At 59.1% G+C, this 18,722-nt stretch carries 14 protein-coding genes; 11 read left to right on the forward strand and 3 right to left on the reverse strand.

All coding sequences use genetic code 11. From position 1 onward, the window contains the following. Positions 1–38: 38 nt before the first annotated feature. The 3 genes from lon to coaE form a co-directional block, all read right to left on the reverse strand. Complete coding sequence (lon, locus tag MCM46_10275; GenBank protein MCG3112192.1) at positions 39–2,477, reverse strand: endopeptidase La; 2,439 nt, start codon at positions 2,475–2,477, stop codon at positions 39–41. Positions 2,478–2,649: 172 nt separating this feature from the next. After that, entirely contained in the window at positions 2,650–3,519 is an 870-nt protein-coding gene (gene galU, locus MCM46_10280; GenBank protein MCG3112193.1) for a UTP--glucose-1-phosphate uridylyltransferase GalU, read from the reverse strand. 50 nt (positions 3,520–3,569) lie between these two features. Further along, on the reverse strand, positions 3,570–4,190 hold the full coding sequence (gene coaE / locus MCM46_10285; GenBank protein ID MCG3112194.1) for a dephospho-CoA kinase: 621 nt from the start codon (positions 4,188–4,190) through the stop codon (positions 3,570–3,572). Between the two features lie 95 nt (positions 4,191–4,285). Between coaE and MCM46_10290 the strand changes: the two genes are divergently transcribed. From MCM46_10290 to MCM46_10340, 11 genes are all read left to right on the forward strand, one after another. Then, on the forward strand, positions 4,286–5,275 hold the full coding sequence (locus tag MCM46_10290; protein ID MCG3112195.1) for a MoxR family ATPase: 990 nt from the start codon (positions 4,286–4,288) through the stop codon (positions 5,273–5,275). Between the two features lie 19 nt (positions 5,276–5,294). After that, a complete protein-coding gene (locus MCM46_10295) occupies positions 5,295–6,401 on the forward strand; it encodes a DUF58 domain-containing protein (protein ID MCG3112196.1) in 1,107 nt (368 codons plus the stop codon). After that, positions 6,391–8,445, forward strand: a complete 2,055-nt coding sequence (locus tag MCM46_10300; protein ID MCG3112197.1) for a DUF3488 and transglutaminase-like domain-containing protein — start codon at positions 6,391–6,393, stop codon at positions 8,443–8,445. The genes MCM46_10295 and MCM46_10300 overlap by 11 nt, the downstream gene beginning before the upstream one ends. A 176-nt stretch (positions 8,446–8,621) precedes the next feature. After that, the gene (locus MCM46_10305) at positions 8,622–9,134 is read left to right on the forward strand and encodes a MarR family transcriptional regulator (protein ID MCG3112198.1); all 513 of its coding nucleotides are present in this window, start codon (positions 8,622–8,624) and stop codon (positions 9,132–9,134) included. Beyond that, positions 9,131–9,862, forward strand: coding sequence for a pirin family protein (locus MCM46_10310; GenBank protein MCG3112199.1), 732 nt, complete (start codon positions 9,131–9,133; stop codon positions 9,860–9,862). Before MCM46_10305 ends, MCM46_10310 begins: the two co-directional genes overlap by 4 nt. Positions 9,863–9,916: 54 nt before the next feature. Further along, positions 9,917–10,990: a trypsin-like peptidase domain-containing protein gene (locus tag MCM46_10315; protein MCG3112200.1), complete on the forward strand. Its 1,074-nt coding sequence runs from the start codon at positions 9,917–9,919 to the stop codon at positions 10,988–10,990. 54 nt (positions 10,991–11,044) lie between these two features. After that, positions 11,045–11,920, forward strand: a complete 876-nt coding sequence (locus MCM46_10320; GenBank protein MCG3112201.1) for an NmrA/HSCARG family protein — start codon at positions 11,045–11,047, stop codon at positions 11,918–11,920. A 344-nt stretch (positions 11,921–12,264) separates the two neighbouring features. Then, the gene (locus tag MCM46_10325) at positions 12,265–14,004 is read left to right on the forward strand and encodes an EAL domain-containing protein (protein MCG3112202.1); all 1,740 of its coding nucleotides are present in this window, start codon (positions 12,265–12,267) and stop codon (positions 14,002–14,004) included. 220 nt (positions 14,005–14,224) lie between these two features. Then, positions 14,225–14,614: a hypothetical protein gene (locus tag MCM46_10330; GenBank protein MCG3112203.1), complete on the forward strand. Its 390-nt coding sequence runs from the start codon at positions 14,225–14,227 to the stop codon at positions 14,612–14,614. Between the two features lie 255 nt (positions 14,615–14,869). Further along, positions 14,870–16,831 (forward strand): DUF4091 domain-containing protein, encoded by a 1,962-nt coding sequence (locus MCM46_10335; GenBank protein MCG3112204.1) that lies wholly within the window; start codon positions 14,870–14,872, stop codon positions 16,829–16,831. Positions 16,832–17,000: 169 nt separating this feature from the next. Continuing rightward, positions 17,001–18,707: a metallophosphoesterase family protein gene (locus tag MCM46_10340; protein MCG3112205.1), complete on the forward strand. Its 1,707-nt coding sequence runs from the start codon at positions 17,001–17,003 to the stop codon at positions 18,705–18,707. The last annotated feature ends 15 nt before the right edge of the window (positions 18,708–18,722 follow it).

Raw genomic sequence — 18,722 nt, forward strand, 5'->3', positions numbered from 1 at the left:
TCCTGTTCCGGGCTGGACGCGGGGCGCCGAGCCGATGTTTAAACCGTCGCGACCGTAGAAGCGATTCGCGCCCGCTTTCGCTGTTTTTCCCGTTGGGTTTTTGTAATCGTCTTGGCCATGACGGAGGGGGTCTTCCTCATGTTGAAGGCCGCCGACAGAACCGCATCCATGTGCTCGGCGAAGACCAGATCGAGTCCTCGCTGCACGTGGCGGGGGACCTCCTCCAGATCTTTTTCGTTCCGCTTCGGAAGGACCACCGTCTTCATGCCGGCCCGTTTGGCGGCCAAGATCTTTTCTTTCAGGCCGCCGATCGGGAGGACCCGGCCCCGCAGCGTCACCTCTCCGGTCATCGCCACATCCCGGCGGACCGCTTTTCCGGTAAGGAGCGAGGCGAGCGCCGTCGCCATCGTGATGCCGGCGGAAGGTCCGTCTTTCGGAATCGCCCCGGCCGGGACATGAATATGGATATCGCTCTTGGCGAAGAGGTCGCTCTTGATCCCAAGCTCCTTCTCCTTCGATCGAATGTAGGAGAGGGCCGCATGGGCCGACTCTTTCATCACATCCCCCAGATGCCCGGTGAGGGTCAGCCCTCCCTTCCCCTTCATCAAGGTCGCTTCGATTCGAATGATATCGCCGCCGGTCGGGGTCCAGGCGAGCCCGGTCGCCACGCCGACCTCATCGTTTTCCTGCTCCGCTTCGGGAAGGAATTTCGGAATGCCGAGATATTGGTTGACGTTGGAAGGGGTGATCTTGAATCGCTTCTCTTTTCCCTCCGCCAGCTTGCGCGCGATTTTCCGGAGGACGTTGGCGATCTCCCGCTCCAGATTGCGAACCCCCGCCTCGCGGGTGTACTGCATGATCATCAGATCGAGCGCCGCGTCGGTGAAGGCCACTTTGCCTGTCTTGACCCCATGCTCCGAAAGCTGGCGCGGGATCAGGTAATTCCGGGCGATGCCGACCTTCTCCTCGGTGGTATATCCGGAGATGTCGATGATCTCCATCCGGTCGCGCAGCGGCGCCGGAATCGGATCGATCTGGTTGGCGGTCATGATAAACATGACGTTCGAGAGATCGAACGGGACGCCGAGGTAGTGATCGGAGAAGCTATGATTTTGCTCCGGGTCCAAGACCTCCAGCAGGGCGGCCGAGGGATCTCCCCGGAAGTCCATGCCGACCTTGTCGATTTCGTCCATCATGAAGACCGGGTTGTTCGTCCCGGCCTGTTTGATCCCCTGGATGATTCGGCCCGGAAGCGAGCCGACGTAAGTCCGGCGGTGTCCGCGGATCTCCGCTTCGTCCCGAATCCCGCCGAGCGAGACCCGGACAAACTCGCGTCCCAGGGCGCGAGCGATCGATTTGCCGAGAGAGGTCTTCCCGACCCCCGGGGGCCCCAAGAAGCAGAGGATCGGCCCCTTCATCTTCTCATTCATCTTGCGGACGGCGAGATATTCCAGGATCCGGTCCTTCACCCGCTCCAGGTCGTAATGATCCTCATCGAGGGTCTTTTTGGCCGCAATCAAGTTCAGGTTATCTTTGGTCGCCACATTCCACGGCAACTCCACGAGCCATTCGAGATAGGTTCGAACCGTGGAGGCCTCGGCGGAGTCGGGGTGCATCTTCTCAAGGCGCTTCAACTGCCGTTCCGCCTCTTTGGCGACCTTCTCCGGCATCGCCGCCTCTTCGATTTTGTTCCGGAATTCCTGGACCTCTTCGGCCCTCTCATCCGATTCCCCCAGCTCCTTCTGGATCGCCTTCAGCTGCTCGCGCAAGAAGTATTCGCGCTGCGTCTTGTCCATCTCCCCTTTGGCCTCGGCCTGGATCTTCTGCTGCATCGTCAGGACATCGACCTCTTTGGCCAAAAGGTCGCTGATCTTCCCAAGGCGCTTCACGGGATCGAGAATCTCGAGCACCTCCTGCGCCGTTTCGACCTTCAATCCGAGATTCGAAGCGATCATGTCGGCCAGACGCCCCGGGTCGTCGAGGTTTTCGATCACGGAGATGATGTCGGGAACGGTGAATTTCCCGAAGGCGACGACCTTGCCCATCAATTCCTTGACCGTCCGGACCGCCGCTTCAACCTCGAGACCGCTCTCGGCGGACGGATCGGTCAACTTCTCGATCCGAACCGTATGATAGGGGGTGGTTTGCTCGAACGAAGTAATCCGTGCTTTGGCGATCCCCTGGACCAGGATCTTGACCCGTCCGTCGGGAAGCTTCAGCATCCGCATGATCGTCCCGACCGAGCCGATGGTATAAATATCATCCGGCTCAGGGGATTCTACTTCCGACGACCTCTGCGCCGCCAGAAAGACCATCCGGTTTCCGGCCAGCGCTTCTTCAATCGCCTTGATTGAAATCTCGCGGCCGACGAAAAGGGGAAGAACCATATGGGGGAAGACGACGATGTCCCGGACGGGGAGAAGGGGAAGCTTCTCGGGGATATCCGGTTTCTGTTTCTCTTGATCCTTCAAAGACACGGGGAACTCCTAACGTTGGTTCGGATGACAGGGTCGATCTCTCGGGAAAACGAAAGAGATCGATCTTGCCTTGATCTCTTAAGCTGAAACCAAGCAGACCAGGATCGTCTGGTCATTTTACACAGGTTGGTGGGACTCTGCAAGCGGGGTCTTTACGGTGGAGCAGGCCGGTTTAGAGGGGGAGGTCTTTCAAATATTTCCGAAACTCTTTTCCCAACTCGGGGTTTTTCAGCCCCATTTCGACCGTCGCCTTGAGAAATCCAAGTTTGTCACCGGCGTCGAAGCGTTTCCCCTGGATGACATATCCATACATATTCCGCAGCCGGGCCAATTCTTTGAGGGCGTCGGTCAATTGGATCTCATTGTTCTTCCCCGGTTTTGTTTTCTCCAGCAGCTCAAAGATTTCGGGGGTCAGAATGTAGCGTCCGATCACGGCGAGGTTGGACGGGGCTTCCTTGGGAGACGGTTTTTCGACCAGATCGTTAATTTTGTAAAGCCCATCGACGGCGGCTTCAGCGTCGATCACCCCGTATTGGCGGACTTCCGACTTGGGAACTTTTTGGATGCCGATCAACGGCGCCTGATTTTTCTGATAGAGGTCGATCATCTGCTGCAGGGCGGAAGTAGGATGATCGATGATGTCGTCTCCCAGCAGGACGGCGAAGGGCTCATCGCCGATCAGATTCTTCGCGCTGAGAATGGCATGTCCGAGCCCGAGCGCCTGCCGCTGCCGGATGTAGCAGAAGTCGGCCATGTCGGAAATTTTTCTCAGGCTTTCCATCAGCTCCAGCTTGCCGTTCTGGCGCAGGGTCTCCTCCAGCTCGAACGAGATGTCGAAGTGATCTTCAATCGCCCGTTTGCCGCGCCCGGTAATGATGATGATCTCGCGGATGCCGGCCCCCACCGCTTCTTCGACAACATATTGGATCAGCGGCTTGTCGACCAAAGGAAGCATCTCCTTGGGGGATGCCTTCGTCGCCGGGAGGAATCGCGTTCCCAACCCCGCTGCGGGAATAACGGCTTTCGTGATCTGTCGGCCCAATCTGTTTCCCTCCTGAACTGCCGACATTTTATCGGCGGTGGATAAAGAAGTCAAGAAATTCGCTTGGCGCTTGCCCGATCATGCAGCCGTTGATAGAGCGATCGGACCGCCCCTTCGACCCCCGGCAACGGCACGCGGGTATCGATGATCTCATCTGCAAATCGGCGCTTTTCATCCAGCGGCATCTGGGCGTCGATCCGACGCTCGGCTTCCTTCCGGGTAAGGCCGTCGCGTTGGATCAACCGGTCGATTTGGGTGGCGCGGTCGACATAAACGACGATAACCAGATCCATCTCCCGATGGGCCCCGGTCTCGATCAAGAGGGGAACATCGAAGAGGATGACCGCTTCGGGATGGGCGGCGGCAATCGCCGTCTTCTCCTTCTCCGCCTGCGCGTAGACGTGCGGATGGACGAGTTGATTCAATCGCTCACGCCGGCGCGCATCGTTAAAGACGATCTCTCCGAGGCGCTTCCGGTCGATCTCCCCTTTTTTGTCAAGAATGGCGGCCCCGAAGGCCTCGACGACGCCGGCGTAAGCGGGCGCTCCCTTACGGATAACGGCGTGGGCGATTTCATCCGCATCGATGACAAAGGCCCCCGCCTCTCGAAAAAGGCGCGACACGGTGCTTTTTCCGCTTGCGATCCCCCCCGTCAACCCGACCCAGATCATTCCCGCTCCAAGACATAACAAAAGGGGATATTAGCATATTCACGTAAGAGGGGGCAATGTGATCGTCTTACGATTCCTGTCGTGATCCAGGAGCGGTGTTCGATGTCCTCTTCCCTTCATTGACGCACCGAACCCCCTTTGTTACACTCTTCGACATGGAATCGCGCGAACAGGTTCTCGCCCTCCGGCAGAATATCGAACAGGCCATCAAGGGAAAGACGGAGGCGGTCAAGATGGCGGTGGTCACCCTGCTCAGCCGGGGCCATCTTTTGATCGAAGATGTCCCCGGCGTCGGCAAAACCACCCTGGCGGCGAGCCTGGCCCGCTCCATCGACTGCACCTTCAAGCGGGTCCAGTTCACCAGTGATCTCCTCCCCTCCGACATCCTCGGCGTGCCGATCTTCGATTCGAAGAAGAATACCTTCGAGTTCCGTCCCGGCCCGATCTTTGCCCACATCCTGCTGGCCGATGAGATCAACCGGACCACTCCCAAGACGCAAAGCGCTTTGCTGGAGGCGATGAACGACGGCCATGTCACGGTGGAGAACCAGACCTATTCGCTCCCCGATCCGTTCATGGTCATCGCGACGCAGAACCCGGCCGATCACCAAGGAACCTACCCTCTTCCGGAATCGCAGCTCGACCGATTCACGATGCGGATCCGTCTCGGTTATCCGGACGGATCGGATGAAAGAGCGATCCTGCTGCAAGCCGCCGCTTCCTCCGGAATCGTGAAGCCGGTCCTGACGCGGGACGAATTGCTCTCTCTCCAAAAAGAGGCGGAGCAGGTGACCCTGGAAGAGAGCCTCGTCGATTATCTCTTGGCGATTGTCCATGCGACGCGGGACCATCGCGGGCTCTCGCTGGGGATCAGCACGCGGGGCGCCCTCTTTCTGCAACGGGCGGCGCGGGCCCTTGCCTTTGTCGAGGGGCGCGGCTACTGCCTTCCCGACGACATCAAACGGCTGGCCCCCCTGGTTTTCAGCCATCGGATTCTCCTGAAAGGATTCTCTCCCGGACAGGCCCTTCACGGGGCCGATGCGGTGATGACGGAGATCCTCGGGGCGATTCCGGTGCCGCTCTGATTCGCGGACGGAGCGCGCCATGTCTTCCCGCCTTGCCGTTTTCAGATACCTTCCACGGACCATCCGGCCGACCAAAGAGGGGTGGTATTTTATCGCGCTGACCTTCGGCATCGGGTTTGCCGCGATCAATACCGGCAACAACCTCCTCTATCTTCTTGTCGCGCTGATGCTCAGCATCATTATCGTCTCCGGGCTTCTCTCCGAACAATCGCTTCGTTGGCTGACCTTCTCCGCCGATCCGCCCCCCCCCGCCCTTCCGGGCGAGCCGGTCTCCCTCCTCGTGCGGCTTCGAAACGAGAAGAGCCGGTTTCCCTCCTTCTCGCTCCGCGTCGATCCGGTGCCGGGCGCCGACCTGCCGGAGGGGAGGTATACCTCCGAAGCGGCCCACTTTATCTCCCTGGATCCCCAATCGACCGGGTCTCAGCCGTTGCGGATGACCTTTTCGAAAAGAGGATGTTATCGGCTGGAGGGGATCACCCTTTCGACCACTTTTCCCTTTGGGTTCTTCGTCAAGACGGCGGCGAAACGGGAGCCGGTGGAGCTGTGGGTCTACCCCAAGACGCGGCCGGCGGAGCGGCCGATCCTTCCCGCTTCCTCCGGGGCGGTGGACATTTCTTCGCAGCGGAACGGACAGGCGGCGGCCTTTCATCAATTTAGGGAGTATCAGCGGGGGGACGACTGCCGGCTGATCCACTGGAAGCTCTCGGCCCGGCAAGGACGATGGATCATCAAAGAGCGAGAGCGGGAAGAGGGGAGCGGGGTCCTCTTGGTCTTGAACAATCAGATTCCCGCCGGGCGGACCGATGGATGGGAAGCGCGGTTCGAGCGGGCGGTCGAAACGGCCGCTTCCCTCGCATCGGCGATGATCCAGGCCGGAATGAAGGTCTCCATTCAGACGGCCGATCAAACCGTCGCGCCGGGGGAGGGGCCGGCCCATCTCGACCGGATCTTCAAGCTCCTCGCATTAACCGAGCCGATTCCGCCGGTACCGGCGCCGATGCCGATCGCGGGGGCGGACGGAAGGGGGGTCATCCGGATCGAATGGGAGGAGGGGGAGGTGGCGGCGATCTCCGATGAGGTGGTTGTCGGGATCGATTCCGGAGAGGAGCGGGTCGATGCCGTTTGATAAAGGGGCCCGGCTGCTGAGCCATTTGACGGCGCTCGCCTGCTTCTCGGCGCTAATCATCAACAACCAATTTGGATGGGCCTGGAGCGGGGCGGGGCTGGGGCTTATTCTGGCGTCGCTCTATTTCATTCTGACCGACCGTCCGGTGAGGCTCTCTCCCTTTTTCTGGTGGGGAGCCTCGGTCCTCTTCTGCCTGATCTTTCTGGTCGACCTCTGGCTCTCCGGGGCGCTTCTCGCGGCCTGTATGCATTTTCTTGTCTATCTGATGGCCTATCGCCTCTTCCATCTTGAAAAATCGAAAGACCATCTCCAGCTTTATCTAATCTGTTTTTTGCAGCTCCTCGCCGCCTCCGGAGCGGGGAGCGGGTTCGGATATGCCCTCTCTTTCGTCGTTTCGACCGCGCTGCTGATCTGGGGGCTGGTCGTCCAACACTTGAAGAAGCAAGAAGAGTCGCGCCTTCCGGCCATGCCGGCCCGCTCCTTCCGGTCGGTCGTTCCTTTCCCTCTGATGATGTCGATTCATCTCCTCTCGGTCGGAGCGCTGCTGCCGACGCTGCTGATCTTTTTTCTCATCCCCCGGATCGGGATCGGTCTCTTTCAGACGGGGCAGGCCTCCCCCAAGAAAATTTCGGGATTTTCCGAGAAGGTCGACCTCGGCTCGATGGGGGCGGTGATACGGGACCTCTCCCTGGTGATGCGGGTGATCCCTTCCGGCGGGCAGAAAGATCGGCCCCCCTATCTGCGCGGGATGTCGTTCGACGCCTATGACGGGAAGGCCTGGAAGAACACGTTCAATCGGAAGACCGCGCTTCCGAAGGGCTTCGATCGCGGATTCGAAATCGGTCCGGAGTCTTCCCCCTCCGATCCTTTTCAGAAGACGATTCTCCTGGAGCCGATCGACACCACCGTTCTTTTTACCGTCGGATCGCCGACGGCCGTTCGGGGAAATTTTCCCTCCTTGTTGCGGGATCAGCCGGGGAGCTTCTACCTTCCGGCGGTTCCCCGCCAGCGGATCGAATATGAGATCACGGCGGTCCACGCGTTGCCCTCCGAGAGAGACCAATCGGCCGCGCGGATCGATTACCCTTCCGACGTTCGGGAATATTATCTCTCCGGCGGAATCGATCCGCGCATCGTGGCGTTGGCGCACGAGATCGCCGATCCCTTCCCGACGGTTTTCGAGAAGGTGCAGGCGATCGAGCGTCATCTTCGGACGGAGTATACCTACACGCTGGAAGTGGCCCCGTCGGATCGCCCCCCGCTGGAGGATTTTCTCTTTTTCCAAAAGAAAGGCTATTGCGAATATTACGCTTCGGCGATGGTGATGATGCTTCGAAGCATCGGGATCGCCTCCCGATTGGTCACCGGATTTTTGCCGGGGGAGTGGAATGAATTCGGAAAGTATTATCTGATTCGCCAGAGCGACGCCCACGCCTGGGTGGAGGTTTATTTTTCGGGGGGACGGTGGCTCCCTTTCGATCCGACGCCGTCGGTCGGCCAAAAAGTCGAGAGCCCCTGGACGGCGATGGCGGCGTATGTCGATTGGATGCAGATGAAGTGGGAGCGGTATATCGTCCGGTATTCTCTCCGCGATCAGTTCGCCCTTCTGGAGGGGACGCGCGATCAGGTGGGCCGTTTTTCGGAAGGGATCGGCGTGTGGCTCTTCCGCGCCCGGCAATCGATCGAGAACGTTCCGGTCCTCGCCCTCGTCTTGGGAGGGGCCGTGGTCGTCTTGATGGCGCTTCTTTACCGAAGCGGATGGGGATGGGGCGGATCGATCCGAAGAAAATCGCCGAAGCGCGGGGCGACGGTGGTCTACGAGCGGATGCTTCGGCTGTTGGAGAAGCGGGGCCTTCGGAAACGGGAAGATCAAACGCCGCTGGAATTTATCGAGACAGTCAGAGGAAAAGAAGGATGGCCGATTGACGCCGTCCGAAAGTTGACCGCGCTTTATTGCGAGGCGCGGTTTGGAGGAAAGGCCTTTTCCTCGGACGATCTCAGGCGGGCGGAGCGGCTTTTTGCTGAAATCAAAGCGGGGATCTAAATGAGGCGGTGACTTGCCCTTCCCCCCTTGGGCGACCCATCGGGTCGCCCTCATACATTCTAAACACTAAATATCGTGAAGCGGCCTCCCCCCTTGACAACCGGAACGGGGCGATTTATATTCATTAATACTTTAATATTAAATGATTCAAATTTAAAATACTGGTCTGGCGGTTCATGGGAACACACTATCGCGGAACACGGGAAGAAGTCACCGCCCTCGACACCTTTATCAAATTGATGCGGGCGGCCGATTCGCTCACCTCCCGCTTGAGCCCGATCCTCTCTTCCGCCGGGCTCAGCCCCGGCCAGTTCGGCGCCCTGGAGGTGTTGTTTCATCTCGGACCGCTCTGCCAGAGCGAGCTGGGGAGGAAACTCCTCCGAAGCGGCGGCAATATTACGATGGTCGTCGACAATCTGGAGCGAAGGGGGCTCGTCCGGCGGGAGCGGGGAGAAGATCGCCGATTTATCACCCTCCATCTGACCAAGGAGGGACGGCAACTGATACAGAAGATCTTTCCGAAACATCTGGAGGCCCTGGTCCGGGAGATGCAGGTGTTGACCGAGACCGAACAGAAGGCGCTCGGCCGGCTCTGCAAAAAATTGGGGAAGGGATCGGAAGGAGAGATCCAAACGGGAGCAGGAGGCAAGGATGCGACACCTCCCGCCCCCAAAGGAGGGAAAAAATGATTCGAACGAACATCGATATTCGACGGAGCAAAGAGCGGTTTCAGACCGAGATCCCCTGGCTGGAGTCTCGCCACAGCTTCAGCTTCGGCCATCATTACGATCCGAAGAACACCCACCATGGGCTGCTCTTGGTCAATAACGACGACATCGTCCGGCCCGGCACCGGCTTTCAGACCCATCCGCATCAGGACATGGAGATCGTTACCTGGGTGCTCGACGGGGAATTGGAACACAAAGACACCCTCGGAAATGCCGGGATCATCTATCCGGGGCTGGCGCAGCGGATGAGCGCGGGGCGGGGGATTTGGCACTCGGAGATGAACCCGAGCGGCGATAAAGAAGTCCATCTTGTTCAGATGTGGGTTTTTCCCGACACCGAAGCGATCGATCCATCGTATGAACAGCTCGACATCAATCGCGAGCTCGATCGCGGCGGGCTGGTCCCGATCGCATCTGGAAAAGGACATCAGGCGGCCATTCAGATCCGCCAAAAGGGAGCGGTCCTCTGGGGAGGGAGGCTCAAACCGGGAGAGTCGGTCCGCCTTCCGGAGGCCCCCTATCTTCACCTCTTTGTTCCAAAGGGAGCGGTTGCGTTGGAAGGGGCGGGGAGGCTCGAAAAAGGGGATGCGGTCCGGCTGACCGCCGCCGGGACACCCGCCGTCACGGCCGATCCAGCCTCCGGCGCGGAGCTCTTGATCTGGGAGATGAACCCGCAAAGCGCGCCGTAAATTCCAAACGTTAAGAGCGCTTCACATTGACCCCTTCAGAAGAAGGAGGATATGATGATTGAGACAGAAGAAATTGTCGCCGCCGAACATGAAACAACCGAGGATGGAACGGTGAGAGAGAAGGATGGAAAAGGGCCGCACCCTGTCGCCGGCGCCGGGAACCCGGCCGCCGATCCGATGGAGCGCTCCGATCTGGAGCTGCTCGATGCCTATTCGCGGGCGGTGATCAACGTCGTCGATGGGGTCGGACCCGCCGTGGTGAGCGTGATGATCGGCGGATCGGCGCGCGGACTGAAATTGGAGATGACCGGGGCCGGCTCCGGGGTGATCTTCACGCCGGACGGTTATATCTTGACCAACAGCCATGTGGTCCATACGGCAAGCCGGTTGGAGGTGATGATGACCGACGGCCGTCAATTTGGGGCGACCCTTGTCGGCGAGGACCCCTCGACCGATCTGGCGGTGATCCGGATCGATGCCTTCGGCCTCCCTTATGCCTCTTTCGGCGACTCCCGTTCGCTGCGGGTTGGCCAGCTTGTCATCGCCATCGGGAACCCATTGGGATTCCAATCGACCGTTTCGACCGGGGTTGTCAGCGCCCTGGGAAGATCGTTGCGCGGCGTGAGCGGGCGTTTAATTGAAGAGATCATCCAGACCGACGTTCCGCTCAATCCGGGCAATTCCGGCGGACCGCTGGTCGATTCGCGCGGCCGTGTGATCGGGGTCAATACCGCGATCATCCGGATGGCGCAGGGGATCAGTTTTTCCGTCCCGATCGACACTGCGAAGTGGGTCATCCCGCAGCTGCTCCGGCACGGCCGCGTCCGGCGCGGCCTCCTGGCGATCGGCGGCCAGCAACGACCGCTGGACCGACGGCTGACACGGGCCCTCCACTTAAATCAGTCCCATGCCGTGGAGGTGATCTCCGTGGAGCCGGGCGGACCGGGCGCGCGGGCCGGCCTTCGCGAAGGGGATCTGATTCTTTCGATCAACGAGCGGATCGTCATGAGTGTCGATGATCTCCACCGATTTCTGGCGGAGTGGCCGATCGGCGACAGGGCGATCCTGGCGGTTCTGCGCGGGATCGAGCGGCAGCGGCTGGAGGTGGTTCCGGCGGAAGCGCCTTAAGCCATTCGACCCGAGTCCGCAAGGATATAAGTCGAACTATTCATGGAGGCAACCATGGCGGAAGGATCGATTCTTGTCACAGGGGCGACGGGGCAGCAGGGAGGGATTGTGGCACGGTATTTGTTGCAGCAGGGAGAAAAGGTCCGCGCGCTGACTCGGCACCCTGCCAAAGCCGATGCGTTGAAGAAGTTGGGGGCCGAGGTGGCGGCCGGCGATCTCACCGACAAGTCGTCGCTCAAGCCGGCTTTGCGGGGGGTCCAAAAGGTCTTCCTCGTTACGACCCCTTTTGAGGCGGGATTGGAAGCGGAGGTTCGGCAGGGGATCGAGATGGTGGATGCCGCCAAAGCGGCGGGGGTCGCCCATCTTGTCTTCAGCTCTGTCGGAAGCGCGAATAAAAATACCGGGATTCCTCATTTTGAGACGAAGCGACGGGTCGAGCAGCATCTCCGGGAGAGCGGTCTTCCGGCGACGATCCTCCGGCCGGTCTTCTTCATGGAGAACTTCACCGCTCCTTGGATGATTCCCGCGATTCAACAGAGAAAGGTGGTTCTTCCCCTCGCCGCCGACCGAACGCTCCAGATGATTGCGCTGGACGATATCGGCGCCTTCGCCGCGGCCGCCTTCATCCGGCCGAAGGAGTTCCTCGGGCAGGAGATCGATCTGGCCGGCGATGCGCTGACGATGCCGGAGGCGCTCGGACTTTTGGGCAAGGAAATCGGCGTGCCGATTCAGTATGAGCCCCTTCCGATCGATGAGGCGGAGGAGCGGTTCGGGCATGATGCGGCGGTGATGTATCGCTGGTTCAACGAAGTCGGCTACAGCGTCGACATCCCGGCGCTGGAGAAGTGCTGGGCGATCCCCCTGACCAAATTCAGAGAGCTGATCACGACCGAAGCGTATCAACGGCGACTTCAACCCAAGGCGGCTTGATACGCGTTCGATGCCAGATCAGGCAATGAGAGCTTCTGTAAGGGTTCAACATGTTGAACCCCTGCCTCACCGACCGGCCCTTCCGATCGACATTCCTATGCGGACGGGCTCTCCCCATGCTTCCCTTCATTGACAGTAGAAAAACCGGACGATATACTAAAGTTCAATTCCTGACCACAAACGCCACGCTTCAGCCGCTCCAACATACCTCCTGATATCATTTACTGACCCTTTAAGGAGAACCTGGATCTGGTCGAGCGACACGCTTGGCGTGGTTCGCCAATAAGGACCGTCGGGTCCCCTTTTAAGTGAAGCGCCGCTGAATAATAAGGAGGTCACCAGCGATGGGAAGCCCCCTCCGTGTCTTGTTTATCGAGGACTCGGAAGAAGACAAAATGCTCTTGGTGCGCGAGATGGAACGCGGCGGGTACCGTGTCAACTCCGAGCGGGTCGACACGGAGTCCGCCCTGCGCGCCGCCCTCCGAAAACAGAGCTGGGACCTCGTCATCACCGATTACAACATGCCCCACTTCAGCGCGCCGGGCGTTCTGGCCGTTTTGAAAGAGAGCGGAATCGATCTTCCTTGTATTATCGTGACCGGCTCCCAGGGGGAAGAGACCGCCGTGGCGACGATGAAGGCGGGCGCCCATGACTTCATCCTGAAAGGAAATTTGTCGCGGCTGGTTCCCGCGGTGGCGCGGGAAATGAAAGAGGCAGAGCTGCGGCAGGAACAGAAACGGACCGAGCGGGCCGTCCAGCATCTGGCCTACTACGATACCTTGACCGACCTCCCCAACCGAACCCTCCTTCAGGACCGCCTCCAGCAGGCGATCCTCGCGGCGAAGCGTGACAAAAAGACACTCGCCCTTCTCGTCATGGATCTCGACCGGTTTAAAGAGATCAATAACATCCTGGGCCATCATTACGGCGACCTGGTGCTGCAGCAGGTGGGGCCCCGCCTGCGCGAGGTCCTTCGTGAATCGGATACGGTCGCCCGGCTGGGAGGAGATGAATTCGCCGTCCTTTTGCTCTCGATCGGCCTCGACGGGGCGATCCTGACCGCGGAAAAGATTTTGAGATATTTTTTAACCCCGTTCGTTGTCGACTGCCTGTCGCTCGAAGTGGGGACCAGCATCGGAATTTCCCTCTTCCCGGATCATGGCGACGATGCCAATACGCTCCTGCGCCGGGCCGACATGGCGATGTACGAAGCAAAACAGCAAAGCACGGGATATGCCGTCTATTCCCCGCAGCACGAGCGGCACAATTCCAGCCATCTGATCTTGATGGGGGACCTGCGCCATGCCATCGATCGAAACGAGCTTTTTCTGCAATACCAGCCGAAGATCGACCTTCGGAACCGGTCGATCATCGGGGTGGAGGCGTTGGTCCGATGGCAACATCCCTCCCGCGGAACCGTCCCTCCCGATCAATTCATTCCCCTTTCGGAGCAGGGAGGGCTGATCAAACCGCTCACCCTCTGGGTCCTCAAGGCGGCGCTCTCGCAGTGTCATGCCTGGCACCAAGCCGGATTGAAGTTATCGGTCGCGGTCAACCTTTCCGCCCGGAATCTGCAAGATTCCCAACTCCCCGATCAGGTCGCGCGCCTGCTCCAAGCATACGACCTCGGACCGGGATGGCTCCATCTTGAGATCACCGAAAGCGTCATCATGGCCGATCCGACCCGAGCGATGGAAATTTTGAATCAGCTGAGCAAGATGGAGGTCCATCTTTCCATCGATGACTTCGGAACCGGCTACTCGTCGTTGGGGTACCTCAAAAAGCTTCCGGTCGATGAGATCAAGATCGATAAGTCGTTCGTGAAAGAGATGGCGGTCGAAAAAGACGATGCGATGATCGTCCGATCGACCATCGATCTCGCCCACAATCTCGGTCTGAAGGTTGTCGCAGAGGGGATTGAGACGCAGGAAATTTACGACCGGCTGGTCGCCTTGGGGTGTGATGCGGCGCAGGGTTATTACATCAGCCGGCCGGTCTCGCCGGCCGATCTCCTCGGCTGGGTTGCCGACTCCCCCTGGGCAAGCAAGAAGAGCGCTTCAGAAGATGAATTGCAAATCACTTAATTAAGCCCTTTCAATAGGTTCCGGGCTTCCTCCCTTCCTTTGTCTTTCCACTGTTTTCTCCATTCTTCGGGTCTCTCCCGATCTTTTTTGATCCTTCTCCACACCACAGTCCATCTCTTTTTTTAGGTAAATTAGGGCCGTTTCCCAATGGTCATTTGAACCAGATCTGGTAGGCTTGCAAACCGATTAGGGCAAGCTGTTACCACGTCACGAGGTTGGTTTGAAAAAGATCAAAGTGCTCATTGTCGAAGAGTACGAAGGGATTATCCAGGTCTTTCGGCGTCTCCTGAGGACCGCCCCGGATATCGAAATTGTCTGGGAGGCGAGAAGCGAAGTCGAGGCGGTCATGGCCCTGGAGATGTTAAAGCCCGACATTATTCTCGTTAATTTCGCTTCATCAGGGAGACACGCAACGAAGATCTGGAAAGAATTCAAAATGCAGGCGCCTGAGAGCCGATTATTGGCGTTGACGATCCCTGAAAATCCAAACCTCATTAGGCAGGCGAAGATGCTCGGTGTGACCTTCCTGGCCAAAGAGGAGATGGTCCGCACCCTGGTGCCGACCATCCGAACCCTCATCGAGTCCTCCATGGAGAAATGCAGCCCATGATGATTCAATTGATGATTCAACGAACCACGCAATCGATCCACTCCTTTTTCCCCCCTCAATATCTCGTCAAAAAAAAGCGAATTACCCCCGTGAAAGGCGTTCTTTCTCGCTGAGAGGGGACGCCTCTTCAAAAACGGACCTCTCTGTCTAACTGGGAGAGAGGCTGCCACCTCGATCGAGCCAAGATTGTCCATTTCAGATCGTTCGGCAATTTCGGCTTGAAATCGATTGTCATCGACGCAGCAAGGAGGAGACATGGAAACAAAGAAGCGCTTTTCGCCGATCACCCACATTGTATTTCACCTTTTTATGATTTTATTCGCGACGGCCGTTGCGGCCAATGCCATGACCGTTTGGACCGACCATGCGACCGTGAAGATCCGTCCCAATACCCCCCCGAAAACCGATCAGGTCTCCGCGGAGATGAAGGGGGCGCGAAATGAATTCGAATCGTTCCAACTCGTGGTGACGGCGGGCAATGGCGCCCTTTCGGGGGTTGATGTGAATGTGAGCGATCTGGCCGACGGCCGCGGCAACACGATCCCGGCCGACCGCATCATGATCTATAAAGAAGCCTTCATCAACGTCACGACCCCCTCGACCCTCCAGGGAGCGACGGGGGAGTGGCCCGATGCGCTGATTCCGAAAAAAGATGAATATGTCGGCGAGGTCCGCAATGCCTTCCCCTTGAACGTGGCGGCCGGAAGGAACCAGCCGATCTGGATTGAAATTTATATTCCTCCCACAGCCGCCGCCGGCATCTACACCGGCTCGGCGACGGTCACGGCGACCGGGCAGAGCCCGCTGGTCGTTCCGATCAAACTGACCGTCTGGGATTTTGCGCTCCCCTCGGTTTCGACGCTGAAGTCGGCCTACTCAATCGATCACAGCCTTATCCCGAACGGTCACGGTCTCCCCGGCAGCGTTGCGCTGGAGCTGAGTCAGATGTATTCCAAAGCGAACCTCCTCCATCGGATTTCCGATAATTACCTCCTCTCCCCGGAGACGTTGGGGGGAATGAGGGCCGGAAAGATTAATTGGGAGCCGTTCGATGCCGCGTTCGGTCCTTTTCTCGACGGAACGGTCTCCCTCCCCGGGGGCAAGCTTCCGGGCAACAGACAGACCACCATTCAGACGCGCGACTTCAACCATCGGGAAGATGTCGCTTTCTTGCGGGAATACGCGCAGCACTTCAAGGCGAAGGGATGGTTCGACCGGCTTTTCCAATATACCCTTGATGAGCCGAACTCAGCCTCGGAATGGGCATCGATTAGACGCCGCGCCAACGCGCTCCATCAGGCCGATCCCGATCTGAAGGCATCCGTGACCACCAGCGTCCAGAACGCTACTGAAGGGGGAGCGGCCGATGTGATCGATCTTTTTATCCCGACGATCCGGTTTATGGACAACAAGCCGAACGGCCGGGAGCCGGGAAGCGAGGTCCCCGGCGGCGCGGCCACCGTCGGCAACCAGAGAAGCAAATACGGCCAGGAGGTCTGGTGGTATCAGGCCTGTGGCTCCCATGGCTGCGGCATTGTCGGCGGCGGAACACACGATCGGCAGGGTTATCATATGGACTGGCCAAGCTTCATGATCGATCTGCCGGCCACGTTCAGCCGGGTTATGCAGTGGATGAGCTTTAAATACAACATTCAGGGCGAGCTCTATTATGACATGGTCTACGCCTTCGGCCAGGCCGATCCCTGGCGGACACAGCACTACTTCGGCGGAAACGGCGACGGCACCCTCTACTATCCCGGCAAGCCGAGCAAAATCGGCGGGACGAAGCACATCCCGATTGAGTCGATCCGCTTAAAGCTCCTTCGGGAAGGGATGGAAGATTATGAGTATCTTCATCTTCTAAAAACGATGGGAGAGGAAGCGTATGCCAATGAGCAGCTGGCGCTCGTGGTGACGAACACCTACACCTGGAATCGGGACCCGCTCGATTTCTACGATGCCCGCGAAAAAATGGCTGCGCGGATCGCCGGCGCCACTCCCGACGCCGGACCGTTTTCGGACAATGGCAATGTCGGCCCGAATGCGACCACGGCAATCAAGGACGATTCCTCCGGCGGGGGGGGCGGCGGAGGGGGATGCAGCCTGAACCGGACTGCCGGGCCGACCGATTTCCGCCAGGCGATTCCGTTTCTCTTGATCTTCTCTTCCCCCTTCTGGGGCTCCCTCTGGAGAAGAATCGGGAAAAAGAGGGCATGACCGACGGCGTCCCCGCCGGGGAGGGGATCTCCCTTCTCGGCGGCTCGATCCGGTCCATTCTGGAGCGTCCTTCTCAGGACGCTCCATTTTTATAAAATCATTTTATCTGGGATTTAGGATGTATTTAGATTTGAAAGAAAGAAGCAGGTTTTTATCCAATGCACGGTTCATGTCAATCCTTTCCATCGTTGCGGCGCTCTTTCTCGTCGTCGGGTGCGGGGGAGGGGGGGGAGCAGGAGGAGCAGGAGGAGCAGGAGGAGAAGAAGAAAGCGTTCCCTCCGCAGCGCTTCCCTCCGCGCCCCCCGTCAATACGCCGGCCGAAGATCTTCCCGCGTCGCCGGGATCGCTCTCGATCCAACCGGAGGGGGCCCGTCTGCCGGTCGGCGGACAGCAGCATTTTTCGGCGACGACCGACACCCTCCCCGATTCGGAGGGGATCGAGTCGAATGTCGCGTGGCGTATTGAGGAAGGGGAGGCGGGGGGATCGATTACGAACGACGGGATCTATACCGCCCCCGCCCGGCCCGGTACCTATCATCTGATTGCAACCTCCCGGAGCGATGAAGCCCGATGGGCTGCAACGGAGGTGACGGTGATCTCGCAGGGGGCGATCCGGGTCCAGCCGGCCGCCCGGTTTCTCGGCCCCGGCGGGAAGGCGCGCTTTTCCGCGGAGGTCACGGAGGCCCCCGACAAGACCTTCTTCTGGAGTGTTCGGGAGCAAGGGGGCGGCGCCATTACGGAAGAAGGGGAATACACCGCCCCGACGGCGGCGGGAACCTACCATGTGACGGCGACCGGCCGATCCGATCCCTCTCTGAAAGGAGAGGCGACGGTCACGGTCTCTTCCCTTCTTCCGAAAGGGATCATCTGCAGCGCCTCTCCCCGGCGGCCTTACCTCGCTTGGGTCTCTTCCCAATCGGCGGTGATCGCCTGGCGTTGCAGCCCCAGCGGGACGGTCCGTTGGGGACCGGGAGAGGAGCGCAACGAGGCCCTGACCGATCGGACGGTCCAAGACCAGCACTTCGCCCTTCTCTCCGGTCTCACCCCGGAGACGACCTACTCCTACGAGGTCGCGATCGACGGGGAGCGCTTCGGGCCGGTCGCCACCTTCACCACCGCGCCGGCGCAGGGGAGCGAAACCTCCTTTATCGCGTTCGCCGACAGCGGAACGGGGAGCGTCCATCAGAAGCGTTTGGCGGAGGTGATGAAAAGCCGGTCGTTCGACTTCGCCCTGATCGCGGGGGATGTCATCTATGATAAAGGGGCCGATACCGAGTATGATCGGGGCTACTTTCAACCGTATGCCGGACTGATCGACCATCTTCCCTTTTTCCCGGTCCCCGGCAATCATGATATCGTGACCGATGGCGGAAAACCGTTTAAACAAAATTTCTATCTTCCTCGGGGGAATTTCTACTACGACTTCTTCTGGGGGGAGACGCATGTCATCGGCCTCGACAGCAACAAAGTGGCCGACCCGGCGCAAAAGAGATGGCTGGAAACGGCGCTGAAGGCCCCCGCCCGGTGGAAGATCGTCTACTTCCATCACCCCGCCTTCAGCAGCGCGGAATATGGAGACACCCCCTCGGTTCAATCACACTGGGTTCCCCTCTTCGAGCAATACGGCGTCGATCTGGTGTTCAACGGCCATGCCCACGGCTATGAGCGGACCGTTCCGATCAATGGGGTGACCTACGTCGTGACCGGCGGGGGGGGAGCGCCGCTTTATCCGGTGGGGCGGAATGCGCGGACCGTGATTTCAAGCGCGACCCATGAATTTGTCTCGGTCGATGTGACTGCCAATACACTCAGGTTGAAAGCGATCGATATCACCGGGGCGGTGATTGATACGTTCCAGATTGATCAGCCGGAATAAACAGGGGGGAAGATC

The organism is Candidatus Manganitrophus morganii (assembly GCA_021651055.1).
Classification (GTDB): domain Bacteria; phylum Nitrospirota; class Nitrospiria; order SBBL01; family Manganitrophaceae; genus Manganitrophus; species Manganitrophus morganii.